The organism is Agrobacterium tumefaciens (assembly GCF_009649785.1).
Classification (GTDB): Bacteria; Pseudomonadota; Alphaproteobacteria; order Rhizobiales; family Rhizobiaceae; genus Agrobacterium; species Agrobacterium tumefaciens.
Genome location: NZ_WJOK01000021.1, coordinates 24,391 through 39,117, shown reverse-complemented (window position 1 = coordinate 39,117; position 14,727 = coordinate 24,391). Strand labels below are relative to the sequence as shown.

Sequence of the window (14,727 nt, the reverse complement as noted above, 5' to 3'; positions counted from 1 at the left end):
TTATCCGATCTTGATCACGGTATCGGATGTGAATGCAAATGTCGGGATGGCGAGGTTCTGCGGCGCCGGACCCTTACGTATGCGGCCCGCCGTATCGTAATGCGAGCCATGGCAGGGACAGAACCAACCGCCGAAATCGCCGGCCTGGCCGAGCGGAACGCAACCGAGATGGGTGCAGGAACCGATCATGACGATCCAGTTCTCCTTGCCCTGACCGGCGGAACGGTCAATGCCCGTCGCCTGCGCGTCGGGGGCAATGTTGGCGTTGCGCGCCACCGGATCCTTGAGATCGGCAAGAGCGACAGCATTGGCTTCGCCAATTTCCTTTTCCGTGCGGTTACGGATGAAAATCGGCTTGCCGCGCCACTTCACGGTCAGCGACATGCCCGGCTCGACCGCCGCGACATTCACCTCGATGGAGGCAAGCGCCAGCGTCGATGCGTCTGGACGCATCTGGTCGATAAAGGGCCATGCCACTGCGGCGGCACCAACGGCGCCCGTCATTCCGGTTACTAGATAAAGAAAATCGCGACGGGTCGGTTCACCCGAGGCGTCGTGATTGGTTACGTGCTCGCTCACCGCTACACCATCCTCTGCGCTGTTTTTGCCGTAAATCGCATGAGTCCTCCCGCTATGATTTGATCCAAGACAATCTCCGTCCCACCGTCTCGGTCATCCTCGCGGCGTTTGAGAAACCGCGTCATTCTGTTTGATCGCAAAATATTGACTGACTTGGCAAGAGCAAAGCACACAAAGCTGCCGTAATTCTGCCAGAAGGGGCGGATTTGTTTCTGTTTTTTTCCTAAGCCCCGGCAAGCGGGCAACATTGTGCCCACCCTTGCGGCATGTTACGAGACATCAAGGGAGAGCTTGGAAAGCAGGGATTCGGATGACGGCGAAGCTCTCGTGCATGGTCTCCACGGTCGTGGCTGCCGTACTTTTCATCGCCAGCCTGCGTTATGTGACGGATTTCTGGCTTTTAGCCTTCGTCACCAGTTTCCAGCTTCACATCGCCTTCGTCTGTATCCTGCTGTCATGCCTGGTATTTTGGCTGACGCGTGACGCGATTTCCGCTTTCCTCATCATCTGGTCGCTTGCACTCGCCATCCACGCCGTCGCCATGCTCATGGAATTCTCGACAAGCGCCAATGCGGCACCTGGCGCCAGACCCTTCCGGCTGTTGTCCTTCAACGTATTGATGGATAACGCCGCCAATGCGGATGCGGTTGCCGACAGGATTCTCGAATCAGACGCGGATGCGGTCTATCTGTTTGAGGCGGCTGCGCTGGAATCGGTTCTGCCGCGTCTGCAGCAAACCTACCCCCACAGGCTTGGCTGCTATGCGGGAACACCGACCTGTGATCTCTTGATCCTATCGAAGCGGCCGCTGCTGGAGGGCCGTTTCCATAGCCTCAGCGATCTGCGCCGCGACCGTTTCGCCATCGCCAGCATCGATTTCGACGGCACGAAGCTGACGCTCGCTGCAGGTCACATCACCAAACCCTATTTCGACGACTATCACCGGGACGAGCTGGACGAAGTCAGCGAAATTCTCTTTCGTGTCACCGGGCCGCTCATTCTGGCCGGAGATTTCAATTCGGCCAGCATCGCTCCCGACATGCGCGACTTCCTCGCCGCCAACGACCTGAAGAAAGCGCCATGGGAACCCGCCACATGGCCGACGAAGGCAGGTCGCTTCGGCATCGCGATTGACCATATCTTCGCCCGCGAACCGGCCACGCTCTTGAAAACCACCCGTCTCCCCGACAGCCTCGGTTCCAATCATTTCGGCCTGATGGCGGATTTCATGATCGGGAAATAGCTGCCAAAAGACCCTATTGGGCCGCCTCGTCCACAGCAAGGAAACCGCCCGACTGTCGCGCCCAGAGTTCCGAATAAAGTCTGCCCTGCGAGACGAGATCTGAATGGCTGCCCTGCTCGACGATACGGCCCTGATCCATCACGATCAGCCGGTCGAGAGCAGCAATTGTTGAAAGACGGTGGGCGATGGCCAGCACTGTCTTGCCCTGCATCAACTCATCGAGATTGCTCTGGATCGCCGCTTCTACTTCCGAATCAAGCGCAGACGTCGCCTCGTCGAGGACGAGGATCGGCGCATCCTTCAGCATCACGCGGGCAATGGCGATGCGCTGGCGCTGGCCTCCGGACAATTTCACGCCACGTTCGCCGACATGCGCGTCGAAACCCGTGCGGCCGCGCTGGTCTTCCAGCCGTGCAATGAACTCATCCGCCTTGGCCCGGCGCGTCGCCTCCAGCAATTGCGCTTCGGTGGCATCCGTGCGCCCGAACATGATGTTGTCTCTGATAGAACGGTGCAGCAGCGACGTATCCTGCGTGACCATGCCGATATGGGCGCGCAGTGATTCCTGGGTGACCTTGGCGATATCCTGCCCGTCAATGAGGATGCGGCCTTTCTCAACATCGTAAAACCGCAGCAGCAGATTGACGAGGGTGGATTTGCCCGCGCCGGAGCGTCCGACGATGCCGACCTTCTCCCCCGCCTTGATATCGAGATTGAGATTGTCGATGACCCCGTTCGCCCGCCCATAATGGAAGCTGACGTTTTCGAAGCGGATACTTGGACTTTTCACGTCCAGCACTGTCGCATCCGGCGCGTCCACAAGGCCGATCGGCTGCGAAATCAGCTCCGCCGCATTCTGCACCGTGCCGAAATTGCGCATGATGCCGTTGAACTGCGTCATCAATCGCCCGAGCAGGAAGTTGAGGCGCAGAACCAGTGCCAGCGTGAAGGCGACAGCGCCGGAACTGATCTTGCCGGACAGCCAAAGGTCGATACACAGCGCCGCCATCGACGTGATCATCACACCCGACAGCAGCGCCATCGAGGCGCGCACACCGGTGATGAACCGCGTGAACGTCATCGTGGCGTTCTGGAAGATATCGAAGCCCTGCCGCATGTAGCGGTCGTTGGCATCGTCGCGCCCGAACAGCCTGAGCGTCTGGATATTGCTGTATGCATCCACCATCCGGCCGGAAAGCATGGAGGCTGCCTCCGCCGTTTCTTTCGAATGGGAGCGGATGCGCGGCACGAAATAACGCGCCAGCAGCGAGAAGATCAGCACCCAGACGAGGACGACGACGGCAAGCCGCCAGTCCAGTCCGCCGATCAGCAGCAGCATCGAGACGGAGTAGATGCCGACGAACCAGACGCTTTCCATCAGCGAGGTGACAAGATCGCCTGCCGCCTGCCCGCCCGACCAGACCTTGGTAACGATGCGGCCGGAAAAATCGTTCTGGAAAAAAGTCAGCGATTGCCGCGCCACATGCATATAGGATTGCCAGCGCACCAAATTGTAAAAGCCGGGCGTGATGATCTGTTGGTCCACCAGCGCGGTCACCATGGTGACGATAAAACGCACGATGCCGATCAACACCAGCATGCCGACGAGTTCGCCGCCATGGGCTGCCAGCAGTCCAGCCCAGCCCTCTTCCGGCTTGACGGTCGAGAGAATGTCGACCAGCCGCCCGACGAACCAGAAAAGCGCAGCCTCAATGGCAGCCGTCAACCCGCCCAGCACCAGCATGGCAAGAAACGGCGCCTTGGCCTGCGAGATATAGAACCAGATGAAACCGGACGTCTTTTCCGGCGGCCGCAAATCGTCCTTTCGGGCGAAGGGCTTTATCCAGTTCTCGAAAAACTCGAAGATGCGGGTAATGACCATGATCCGGATATAGGCGGATTCCCGGAGCGGGAACAGCCGCAGAGCGTTCGGGAAGAGATTATATTTCGGTAACGTTCGGGAAATGAAAAAGGGCGAAGAATGTTCCACCGGGCTCTGGATAGATCCACCTGGATTTCGCGCACTCGCAGCATCCTCACTCCGTCACCAAGGACTAGATCAAGGGTAAAGCGCGATTCAAGTCTTTGATCGCGGGATACCCCTTTCACGGCGCAGACGCGCCGTGGCTGGAAACCGGCTCAAGGCCGGCATGACGGAGGAGAGGTTTAACTCGCCTACATAGATAAACGCGAACCGCAAACGAAAGGGCGGGAAACCATGCTTCCCGCCCTTCGAGCTCTCCTTACTCGGCAGCCGCTTCCGCCTCGTGGTCGGCGATGAAGCCGCCGGACTGGCGCCGCCATAGATCGGCATAGATACCTCCCATCGCCGCCAGTTCCGCATGGCTGCCCGATTCCACGATCTGGCCCTTGTCGAGGATGATGAGCCGGTCCATTTCGGTCAGCGTCGACAGACGGTGGGCGATCGCGATAACCGTCTTGCCTTCCATCAGCGAGAACAGGTTTTCCTGAATCGCCGCCTCGACTTCCGAGTCGAGCGCCGAGGTCGCTTCATCAAGCACCAGGATCGGCGCGTTCTTGAGGAACACGCGAGCAATGGCGATACGCTGACGCTGGCCACCGGACAGCTTTACACCGCGTTCGCCCACCTGGGCATCAAGGCCCTGGCGGCCATGCATATCGACAAGCGTTTCCACAAAGTCCCAGGCATTCGCCCGCTTTGCCGCCGCGATCACCTGCTCGTCGGTGGCCTCGGGATGGCCATAGGCGATGTTGTCGCGGATCGAACGGTGCAGCAGCGAAGTATCCTGCGTCACCACACCAATCAACTCGCGCAGGCTGTCCTGCGACACCTTGGAGATGTCCTGCCCGTCGATGGTGATCTTGCCCGCTTCCAGATCGTAGAAACGCAGAAGCAGGTTCATCAGCGTTGTCTTGCCCGCACCGGAACGCCCGACCAAACCGACCTTCTCGCCCGACTTGATATCCAGCGTCAGCCCGTCGATCACGCCCTTGTTCTTGCCGTAGTGGAAGCGGACGTTATCATAACGGATCGCGCCCTGCGGTGCCGCAAGCTGCGGCGCCTTCGGAGCATCGACGATATCGTGCGGCTTCGTCATCATCGACATGCCGTCATAGACGGTGCCGATGTTTTCGAACAGCGAGGTGACTTCCCACATGATCCATTGCGACATGCCGTTGACGCGCATGGCAAGGCTTATGGCAATGGCAACCGAGCCGGCCGTGACCGAACCCTGCATCCAGAAATAAAGACCGAGCGAGGCCGTGGAAAACAGCACGACCGCATTGTTGAGGTCGATCAGGATGTTGAAGCCGGAAATCTTGCGCATCTGGCGGTGAACGGTTCCGAGAAACACGTTCATCCCCTCACGCGCATATCTTTCCTCGCGGCCCGCATGCGAAAACAGCTTGATCGTCGAGATGTTTGTATAGCTGTCGACAATACGCCCCGTCATCATCGAGCGCGCATCTGCCTGCTCCTGCGCGAGCCGGCCGAGTTTCGGCACAAAATAGGTGAGGATACCCATATAGATGCCGAGCCACACCAGCAGCGGAATGACCAGCCGCCAGTCTGCGGCCGCAACCATGAACAGCATCGAGACGACGAAGCTGATAGCGTAGACGAACACGTCGATCACCTTCAGCGCCACTTCGCGGATCGCCAGTGCCGTCTGCATCACCTTGGTCGAAACCCGGCCTGCAAATTCGTTGGCGAAAAAGTTCATGGAGTGGCGCAGCAGGAAACGATGCATCTTCCAGCGCGCGATCATGCCGAAATTGCCGGCAAGCGTCTGGTGCATCGTCATGGTGTGGATAGCGCCCATCAGTGGCAGCAGGAAGAGCACCAGCCCAGCCATGACCATCAGATGCCAGCCCTCATCGGCAAAAAACGTCTCGCGATTGGCCGTGGAAAGCCAGTCAACGATGCTGCCGAGGAATTTGTAGAGCATGGCTTCCGCAACGGCGATGCCCATGGACATCAGGCCGAGCAGCAGGAGCCACGGCCATGCGGGCTGCACATAATGCCACACGAACGGCAAAAGCTTCTTCGGCGGCACAGACGGCGCCGAAGAGGGAAAAGGGTCAAGGCGTTTTTCAAACCAGCCAAACATAGGCCAAGCTCCGGCAAGCAATCGCCCCATCGTGAAACGTGAGCAAACGCAAATATGGCTCACGACGGAACAGAAAAGTATTGGATATGGCCGCAACAGCCACATGACGAGTCAAACTATGGGAAACGCGGTCGAACCGCGGGGGTAACACCTAGGCCAGCAGCAGCACTACTGGGGCCGGGAGGCGAATACGAATGTCATTTTGCATCAGAACCTCCCTAGCTGGTGTTGAAGATGTCGCCTTGTAGCGCAAAAATTAATCGTTGACCAGCCGCAAAGATGCCGAACGCGTCAGAAAAGCTCTCGATTGCGACCGATTCTGCCGAACGGGCGGAGAAGACCCGGCAAAGGTCTCCGCCCGTTGTAAGGCCTGGATACGCAGCTTACTCGGCGGCGTCCTGCGCCTGCCCGAGCGCCTTGATCTGCGCCAGAGTATCGGCAAGCGTGGCCGAGGTGTCGGAATAAAGATCATCGTCCTGCACCTGCAGATTGCCGACATGCAGGTCGGTCAAATGGACGAAATTCGCCCGTTCGGACATGATATCTTCCTGTTTTTGCTGCGCGGAACCCGGATCGAAACAACGCCGATCCGACGCAACCGGATATGCCGGATCGGCCTGACGGCACGATGGTTAATGGGTAGCCCGACTGTGTGTCACGCGAATGAATACGGCACTCTTCGAAACGGTCCTCTCGGGCTGCATCTGTCACAAACCCGCCGCCCGTGATAAGCGCTCCGGCATTCCAAACGCGGTGAGAAGACCATGAGCGATATCAGACCCGAAATCAGGATTGCCCTCTACCAGCCGGATATTCCCGGCAATACCGGCACGATCCTGCGGCTGGCGGCCTGTCTCGGCCTCGGCGTCGATATCATCGAGCCGGCCGGTTTCGATATTTCCGACCGCAACCTGAAAAGGGCAGGCATGGATTATATCGCAGCGGCGGCGCTGACGCGCCACGTCAGCTGGGACCGGTTTGAGGAGTGGCGCGCAACCACCGGCCGCCGCCTCGTTCTCGCCTCCACCAAGGCCGCCCTGCCCTATACGAAAATCGCCTATCGCCACGACGATATCCTGCTTTTCGGCCGTGAAAGTGCTGGTGTGCCGGACCACGTGCATGAGAAGGCGCAGGAGCGAATCATCATCCCGATGGTCGAGGGGCAGCGCTCCATCAACGTCGCAATGTCCGCCGCGATGATCACCGGCGAGGCTTTGCGCCAGACTGCATGGTCTTAAGCGCCTTTTTTAGCGCCATTTTTTCGTGCAAATACAAAAATTGACCGTTTTTGCTTCAAAACTGTCGCAACCCGGCCTGTACCGAAGGCGTTCAGGCTCCTATACTTATTAGCCGGACAACAAAAATCGCCCTCGCCGCAGCCATCCGCCGGCGGGTGTGAGGAGACGTCGCATGCAATCCACCATTGTCATCGTCAACCTTCTCGGCGCAGTCGCGCTGCTGCTCTTTGGTCTTGCCCAGGTCAAGGATGGGGTTACCCGTGCCTTCGGCATGAAACTGCGAAGTGTATTGGCGACGGGCACCCAGAGCGGCCCGCGTTCCTTCTTTTCCGGCTTTTTCGCCACTGTCGCGCTGCAAAGCTCGACGGCAACCGCGCTTACCGTCGCCTCCTTCGCAGAACGCGATCTCATCAAGCCGCGCATGGCGCAGGTCGTGCTGCTCGGCGCCAATGTCGGCACCGCCGTCACCGCCTGGATTGTCGCGGCCGGTGTGGAGTGGCTGTCGCCGCTGCTGATCCTCTCCGGTATCGTTCTCAAAAAGGGTAGCTCAAACGCCCGACAAGGTGGCGGAACCGCGGTCATCGGCATCGGCCTGATGCTTCTGTCATTGCATCTGTTGAGCGGCGCGACCGAACCGATGCGTGCCTCGCCAGCCCTTGGCGTCTTCATCGGTCTGCTTGATGGCGCATGGCCCGTCGCGCTGATCTTCTCCGCCGTGCTGGCCTTCGTCTCCTCCTCCAGCCTCGCTGTCGTGGTGCTTATCCTGTCGCTTGCTGCTACTGGCACGCTGTCCGCCGGTCTCATCATCGTTCTCATTCTCGGCGCCAATCTCGGCGGCGCCATTCCGCCGGTCATCGCCACGCTCTCCGGCCCGGCCTCGGCGCGGCGCATCACTATCGGCAACCTTGTGGTGCGCACCATCGGCTGCCTCATCGCCATGCCACTCGCATCCTATGGCGCAACGCTTTTGCAGCAATTGCCGCTTTCGCCCGCCAAATTGCCTGTTGATGCGCATCTCATCTTCAATGTCATTCTGGCAGCGGTTGCCTGGCCGTTCTCAGCCCTCATATCCGACCTGATGGCAAAGCTGGTGCCGGGCGATCCGAAAGCCGAAGATGGCCCGAATTTCCTCGATCAGCAGGCGCTGGATACGCCTGTTGTGGCGCTCGCCAATGCCACGCGTGAGGTCTTGAGCGTCGGCGATGCTATCGAGCGCATGCTGATCCGCGCCGAAAACGCCTTCAAGCATAATGATCTGGCACCCCTTCAGGAAGTGTCCCTGCTCGAAAAGAAGGTCGATCGCCGTCAGCAGGAGGTGAAGGTCTATCTTTCCCAACTGGGGCGCAAAGGGCTTGCAGACGACGAAGCGCGCCGTTCGATCGCCATCATCGATTACGCGATCAATCTCGAACATATCGGCGACATCATCGAAAAAGGCATTTGCGAGCAGATCCGCAAGAAGGTGCTGAACAGCTTCAAATTTTCCGACGACGGTTATGAGGAGCTGAAGACGCTGTTCGACATGACAATCGAAAATCTGCGGGCCGCCCAGAGCATTCTGGTGACCGGCGATTTCGATCTCGCCCGCCGGCTGATGGAAAGCAAGGTGGATATACGCCGCCTCGAAAAACAGTCGTCCAACCGCCATCTGGAGCGGCTGCGCGATGGGCTGACGGAAAGCATGCAGACGAGTTCACTGCATCTCGACATGCTGCGCGATCTGAAGCGCATAAACGCCCATATCGTCTCTGTTGCCCATCCCATTCTGGATGAAAGCGGCGTTTTGATCGAAAGCCGCCTGCGTTACGCCGAACCGCGTGCTTAAAGCTTAGTCTGCCGAAGGAAGCCGCCGCATGGTGAATTCGATGCGGTCGCCTTCCAGCTGCCGCCAGCTTTCCACTTCGGTCCAATAGGCGGCCTTCGGAAAACTGTCGAACCACTCGCGCGCCTTGGCACGGGCTTCTTCACGGTCGAGACAAAAGGTCTGCCGCACGAACATGCCGTTGCGCATCGGATCGCCGCCGTCACTTTCACGCGCCTTGCGGTGATTGGCGATCCTGCGCTTCAGCCCGTCCAGGGGCGGCGGTCCGGCAAATTTCGTCATGATATTCACCTCTGGCACCTACATCGCTAAAGATAGTGCCCGCATGTGAACTTGGCGAGTCGAATTTGTGCGCAAGGCCAGCACCTGCTAGATGCGACAGGGAATCGACTTCACCAAAGGAGAACATGCATGGAACGGCCATCTTTGCCGAAGGGCTTGCCCGAGGACATAGAAGACAAGAAGGCCGCCGCCCAGGCCTGGTTCCAGCATCTGCGCGACACCATCGTTGCCTCCTTCGAAACCCTTGAAGACGAGCTGAGCGGCCCGCTCGCCGATCAGGAACCGGGACGCTTCGTGCAGAAGGACTGGCTGCGCGACAATGGCGCGGGCGGCGGCGGCAAGATGTCGATGATGGAGGGCCGCGTCTTCGAAAAGGTCGGCGTCCACACCTCCACCGTCTATGGTGAGTTTTCGCCGGAATTCCGCCAGCAGATACCGGGTGCGGAAGAAGACCCCAGCTTCTGGGCCTCGGGCATTTCGCTGATCGCCCATCCGGTCAATCCCAATGTGCCGGCTGTTCATATGAATACCCGCATGGTCGTCACCACCAGCCACTGGTTCGGCGGCGGCGCGGACCTGACGCCCGTGCTTGGACGCCGGCGGACGGAACAGGATCCGGACACCCAGCTTTTCCACCGCGGCTTCGAGATCACCTGTAACCGCCATCCCGTGGCCGACTATCCGCGCTACAAGTCGTGGTGCGACGAGTACTTCTTCCTCAAGCACCGCAACGAGCCGCGCGGCACCGGCGGCATCTTTTTCGACTGGCTGCACCCGGAAGAGGAAAAGGGCGGCTGGGACGCCAATTTCGCCTTCGTGCAGGATGTTGGCCGCGCCTTCAACCTGGTCTACCCAAAAATCGTGCGATCCAATTTCAACCAGCCCTGGACGGAAGAGGACCGCGACGAGCAGCTCATTCGCCGTGGCCGCTATGTGGAATTCAACCTGCTTTACGACCGCGGCACGATCTTCGGCCTCAAGACCGGCGGCAATGTCGAATCGATTCTGTCTTCCCTGCCGCCCGTGGTCCGCTGGCCCTGAAATACTCACGTAAATTTGACGCCCGTCATGAATTTGGGCGCAAATCGCGCAAATTAGGACTTATGGAAAAATAAAGGCAATGATAATCTCCTGCGTGCAGACGTACTGGAGGAGCTATCGTCATGATTACTTCGAACAGCATGCCTATATCTGCTTCCGCTGAGGGAGCCTCGCATTCCATCGATACCCCTGATTTGATCGACCGCATGGCAGCGGAAATGCGTGCCACCGGCGATCGCGAACTGCCGCATTCCTTTTATGTCGAACAGGTAAAACGCACGCTTGCCGGAAAAGCGGTGACGCGGGCCGACAATGACGAAATGCCTCGTACAAAAATCCCGGCAGCCGGCACATCCTCTGTTTTCCAGTGCTGGGCGATGCCCGAATAGGGCCTGAACAGGGTCAGCGGAACGCCGCTCTGGAACATTAGCGGCGACCGTTCGTTTCTTGTCAGAGGGACAGCAGGCATTTGCAGGCTGTCCCTCTGTCTAAAACAGGGAGGCAAGACCATGAGACTGTTTGAATGTGGAACGCTCGTGCCCGGCTGTGCCTGGCACACCCGCGCGGATGACGACGCGGAAGTCGTGCGCCGCACCGTGGAACATATGCGATCGGCCCACGGCGAAACCATCATCCGCGAAAACATGATCGAAAACATCAAATCCCGCATCCGCGACGAGGCAAATGCGGCCTGAGCCGCAACGCCTCCGGCACTGCGATCTCAATTCTCCAGCATATCCTTCAGCCGGGCGGTCAGCGCTGCCCGGTCTAGCGAGAAATTGACGTCGATCCACTTTTCTTCGAGGCTTTTCAGCACCTCGCCTACCTTCGGACCGGACTCCACGCCCGCGGCCATCACATCAGCGCCGCTCAGCGGAAAGCCGGGCTTGTGGAACTTGTTCGCTCTCGTCAGCAGCGTCGAAAGTCGCGCGACTTTCTGCATCGCCGCCTCACCGCCCGAAAGGTCGGCGCGGGCCGAGGCAAGCGCCAGTTTCAGGCGCGTCTTCACACCGTCAACGCCCTGCCGGTAAAGCAGCCGGTCTAGCGCCGTCTCCTTCATCTCCGGATCGATCACCGGCGCGGAAGCCCAGTGGGCGAGATATGCAGCTTCAGCCTTCGACAGCCGCAGCCGCGCAGCAAGCGCCGTTAGCCTCTCCCTGTCGGGCGGCACTATGGCAGCAAGCCGCAGCATCGGGTCAACTGTCCAGCCAAGCGCCTGTTCGGTTGCCACCAGCCCGTGAATGGCGTCGATACCCCATTTTTCCGTTTCGGGAAGAATTTCCGCCAACACGCCGGATTGCCGCATCCACAGCAAGGCGCGGGAGGGATCGCGCGCGGAAAGCAGCTTTTTCAGCTCGCTCCACACCCGCTCGGCCGAGAGCGTCCCAAGCTTGTCCTTGGCCCGCGCACTGGCGCGCAAGCCATCGGCATCAGGACGACCGGAACCATAATGGGCAAAAAAGCGGAAGAACCTAAGAATCCGCAGATAATCTTCCGAAATCCGCATTGCCGCATCGCCGATGAAACGCACCGTGCCGGTTTCAATGTCGAGAAGGCCATCGATGAGGTCGATGATCTCGCCCTTCTCGTCAGCGTAAAGTGCGTTGATGGTGAGATCGCGCCGCTCGGCGTCGGTTTGCCAGTCTGTGCCAAAAGCGACCTGCGCATGGCGGCCATTGGTCTCGACATCGCGGCGCAGCGTCGTCACCTCGAAACCTTCGCCGTCGATCACCAGCGTCACCGTACCGTGTTCTATGCCGGTCGGTACCGCCTTGATGCCCACCGCCTTGGCGCGCTCAACCACCACATCGGGGGTAAGCGTCGTCGCCATATCGACATCGACGACCGGTTGTTCCATCAGCGCATTGCGCACGGCGCCGCCGACGATCCGCACCTCGCCGCCATCGGCGTTCAACAGCGCGAAGATGCGCTTCAGCGCCGGCTTTTCAAACCAGTCCCGCCCGGCAAGGCTGCTCATGAATAAAACCTCTCGTAAATCGTCCGCACGATGCCCGCCGTAATGCCCCAAATGTAGCGCTCGCCATAGGGCATTTCGTAGAAAAACCGCTCCTTCCCCTGAAAGATGCGGCTGCCGCGCCCGTGATTGGCTGGGTCCATCAGGAAAGACAGCGGCACCTCGAAAACCTCATCCACTTCCGTGGGATTGAGCGTCAGGTCAAAGCCGGGACGAACGACCGACAGCACCGGCTTGATGCGAAAACCGGTACCGGAAATATAATCCGGCAGACGCCCGACCGTTTCCACGAAAGATCGCGAGAGGCCGATCTCCTCTTCCGTCTCGCGCAGGGCCGCCTCTTCCGGTGTGCGGTCCCCGGCATCGATGCCACCGCCCGGAAAGGAAATCTGGCCGGAATGTTTGCGCAGGGTTGCGGTGCGCTGGGTGAAGATCACCCGCGCTTCGTTGCCGTCGTCGATGACAGGCACCAGCACGGCGGCGTCCTTCAGCCTTATGCCGTTTCCCGAAAGCACCACGCCCGGATTGAGCAGATGATCGCCATTCTCGCGTTCCGCCACGCCCTCGCCTTCCTCCAGCACCCGGCGGCGGAAATCGGCGGCGGTAAAAGTTTCAAGGCGGGTTGTCGTTATTGTCATTGCGAAAGCCGTTCCAGTTCTTTGGCGGGCATCACGGGAAAGACAACCCCGCCCGAGCGCACGGCAAACATCTCGACATCGTCCACATCGATCACCTCGCCGAGTGCCACGAGATCATACATCACCGCCCGCGAGACGAGCGCCTCCAGCCTGCCGCGCACCAGAATATAGGGTTTCAATTCGCGGTTTTCTCCGAAAATCGTAAAGCGTAGCGGATGCTCCGGCCCGGCCTCCACCACATCGCCGACATTGGTGCGGAAGGTCAGCAGCGGCCCGCCATCTTTCTCGCCCGCCGTCACCTTCATCTCGACGGCCACGAAAGGAGCATCCACCACGCGGATGCCGACTTTTTCCACAGGAGTTACAAGATAGGTCTTGCCGTCGTCATCCTTGCGCAGGACCGTGGAAAACAGCCGCACCAGCGGCGCCCGGCCAATGGGCGTACCCATATAGAACCAGGTGCCGTCTGCGCGGATTTCCATGTCGAGATCGCCGCAAAAGGGGGGATTCCAGCGCTCCACCGGCGCAGGTCCACGTTTGGCGTCGCCGGTCTGCTCGGCGGCGCGTGAAATCATCGCCGCCAGCCCTGCTGCATCGCTTGCCGAATTTATCGTCTCCGCTGCCATATTCGAGTCTCGCTTTGCCGATAAGGAAATACTAAGTCACGACATAGTCATTCGAATGACGCTTGTCAGCGGCCAAGAGAGCAATAAGCTAGTTGCAGCGCGAAATCCGCTCCGGCCAATGGCCATCAAGATCGGGGCAGGAATGGGTCGGCGGCAAAGGTATGAGGAGAGCGACATGGGCGTGATGAATACCGGCGAAACCCTCGACGAAAAAGCCATCGTCGCCTCGGCCGAAAAGGCGCTTTCGGATATTGCCGCGATCCGCGCGGAGGTATCCAAGGTCATCTTCGGCCAGGAAAAAGTGGTGCAGAACACGCTTCTCGCCATACTCTCGGGTGGCCACGCGTTGCTCGTCGGCGTTCCCGGGCTTGCCAAGACCAAGCTCGTCACCACGCTCGGAACGGTTCTCGGGCTCGATGCCAACCGCATCCAGTTCACACCGGACCTCATGCCGTCGGATATTCTCGGCTCCGAAGTCATGGATCAGGATGAAAACGGGCGGCGCTCCTTCCGCTTCATAAAAGGTCCGGTGTTTGCGCAATTGCTGATGGCGGATGAAATCAACCGCGCCAGCCCGCGCACGCAGTCCGCACTGCTGCAGGCCATGCAGGAATATCACATCACCATGGCCGGCCAGCGTTACGACCTGCCGAAACCCTTCCACGTTCTCGCAACCCAGAACCCGCTGGAACAGGAAGGCACCTATCCACTGCCTGAAGCGCAGCTCGACCGCTTCCTGCTGCAGGTGGATGTCGGCTATCCCGAGCTTGCCGCCGAACGCCAGATATTGCTCGACACGACAGGCACCGCATCGGGCGAGGCACGCAAGGTAATCGACGCCGAACGCATGATGGAAATCCAGGCGCTCATCCGCCAGATGCCGGTCAGCGACAAGGTTGTGGACGCGATCCTTTCGCTTGTCCGCTCTGCCCGCCCCGGCCACGGCAACAAATTGACCGACAAACACGTTGTCTGGGGTCCGGGTCCCCGCGCCGGCCAGTCCCTGATGCTGACGGCACGCGCCCGTGCGCTTTACGAAGGCAGGCTCGCGCCGTCGCTGGACGATGTCTATGCGCTGGCCGAACCGGTGCTGGAGCACCGCATGGCGCTGACATTCGCCGCCCGCGCCGAAGGCATGTCGGTGCGCGATGTCATCGCAGCCCTTGTGGAGCAGGCGAAGAACTAAGGC

Annotated in this window: 15 protein-coding genes; 7 read left to right on the top strand and 8 right to left on the bottom strand. The window is 59.6% G+C overall.

Annotated features, from left to right (window positions below):
- Positions 1-579, bottom strand: a complete 579-nt coding sequence (petA, locus tag GH784_RS20335; RefSeq protein WP_323131484.1) for a ubiquinol-cytochrome c reductase iron-sulfur subunit — start codon at positions 577-579, stop codon at positions 1-3.
- A 310-nt stretch (positions 580-889) separates the two neighbouring features.
- Here petA and GH784_RS20330 point away from each other — a divergent pair, with 310 nt between their 5' ends.
- Entirely contained in the window at positions 890-1,822 is a 933-nt protein-coding gene (locus tag GH784_RS20330; RefSeq protein WP_065702306.1) for an endonuclease/exonuclease/phosphatase family protein, read from the top strand.
- A gap of 13 nt (positions 1,823-1,835) precedes the next feature.
- On the opposite strand, the gene GH784_RS20325 is transcribed toward GH784_RS20330, so the two are convergent.
- The 3 genes from GH784_RS20325 to GH784_RS27205 form a co-directional block, all read right to left on the bottom strand.
- Entirely contained in the window at positions 1,836-3,812 is a 1,977-nt protein-coding gene (locus GH784_RS20325; protein WP_003513518.1) for an ABC transporter ATP-binding protein, read from the bottom strand.
- 253 nt (positions 3,813-4,065) lie between these two features.
- On the bottom strand, positions 4,066-5,916 hold the full coding sequence (locus tag GH784_RS20320; RefSeq protein ID WP_065702305.1) for an ABC transporter ATP-binding protein: 1,851 nt from the start codon (positions 5,914-5,916) through the stop codon (positions 4,066-4,068).
- 383 nt (positions 5,917-6,299) lie between these two features.
- Positions 6,300-6,455, bottom strand: coding sequence for a hypothetical protein (locus GH784_RS27205; protein ID WP_162995199.1), 156 nt, complete (start codon positions 6,453-6,455; stop codon positions 6,300-6,302).
- A gap of 225 nt (positions 6,456-6,680) precedes the next feature.
- Between GH784_RS27205 and GH784_RS20315 the strand changes: the two genes are divergently transcribed.
- A complete protein-coding gene (locus GH784_RS20315) occupies positions 6,681-7,154 on the top strand; it encodes a tRNA (cytidine(34)-2'-O)-methyltransferase (protein WP_003513525.1) in 474 nt (157 codons plus the stop codon).
- 172 nt (positions 7,155-7,326) lie between these two features.
- On the top strand, positions 7,327-8,979 hold the full coding sequence (locus GH784_RS20310) for a Na/Pi cotransporter family protein (RefSeq protein ID WP_065662220.1): 1,653 nt from the start codon (positions 7,327-7,329) through the stop codon (positions 8,977-8,979).
- A 3-nt stretch (positions 8,980-8,982) separates the two neighbouring features.
- Here GH784_RS20310 and GH784_RS20305 read toward each other — a convergent pair whose 3' ends face one another.
- On the bottom strand, positions 8,983-9,258 hold the full coding sequence (locus GH784_RS20305) for a hypothetical protein (RefSeq protein WP_013636608.1): 276 nt from the start codon (positions 9,256-9,258) through the stop codon (positions 8,983-8,985).
- 129 nt (positions 9,259-9,387) lie between these two features.
- Here GH784_RS20305 and hemF point away from each other — a divergent pair, with 129 nt between their 5' ends.
- The 3 genes from hemF (at position 9,388) to GH784_RS20290 (ending at position 10,994) form a co-directional block, all read left to right on the top strand.
- Positions 9,388-10,299 carry an oxygen-dependent coproporphyrinogen oxidase gene (gene hemF / locus GH784_RS20300; protein ID WP_111803779.1) on the top strand — a complete coding sequence of 304 codons (912 nt, stop codon included), beginning with the start codon at positions 9,388-9,390 and terminating at the stop codon, positions 10,297-10,299.
- A gap of 122 nt (positions 10,300-10,421) precedes the next feature.
- On the top strand, positions 10,422-10,688 hold the full coding sequence (locus tag GH784_RS20295) for a hypothetical protein (RefSeq protein ID WP_003513532.1): 267 nt from the start codon (positions 10,422-10,424) through the stop codon (positions 10,686-10,688).
- A gap of 120 nt (positions 10,689-10,808) precedes the next feature.
- Entirely contained in the window at positions 10,809-10,994 is a 186-nt protein-coding gene (locus GH784_RS20290) for a DUF1059 domain-containing protein (protein WP_003513537.1), read from the top strand.
- A gap of 26 nt (positions 10,995-11,020) precedes the next feature.
- Here GH784_RS20290 and GH784_RS20285 read toward each other — a convergent pair whose 3' ends face one another.
- The 3 genes from GH784_RS20285 to GH784_RS20275 are packed head-to-tail and all read right to left on the bottom strand — an operon-like array spanning position 11,021 to position 13,538.
- A complete protein-coding gene (locus GH784_RS20285; protein WP_065702303.1) occupies positions 11,021-12,277 on the bottom strand; it encodes a CCA tRNA nucleotidyltransferase in 1,257 nt (418 codons plus the stop codon).
- Entirely contained in the window at positions 12,274-12,912 is a 639-nt protein-coding gene (locus tag GH784_RS20280; protein ID WP_065702302.1) for an NUDIX hydrolase, read from the bottom strand. Before GH784_RS20280 ends, GH784_RS20285 begins: the two co-directional genes overlap by 4 nt.
- Positions 12,909-13,538: a DUF1285 domain-containing protein gene (locus GH784_RS20275; protein ID WP_065702301.1), complete on the bottom strand. Its 630-nt coding sequence runs from the start codon at positions 13,536-13,538 to the stop codon at positions 12,909-12,911. Before GH784_RS20275 ends, GH784_RS20280 begins: the two co-directional genes overlap by 4 nt.
- Before the next feature lie 175 nt (positions 13,539-13,713).
- Between GH784_RS20275 and GH784_RS20270 the strand changes: the two genes are divergently transcribed.
- Entirely contained in the window at positions 13,714-14,724 is a 1,011-nt protein-coding gene (locus GH784_RS20270) for an AAA family ATPase (protein WP_003513541.1), read from the top strand.
- Positions 14,725-14,727: the final 3 nt, after the last annotated feature.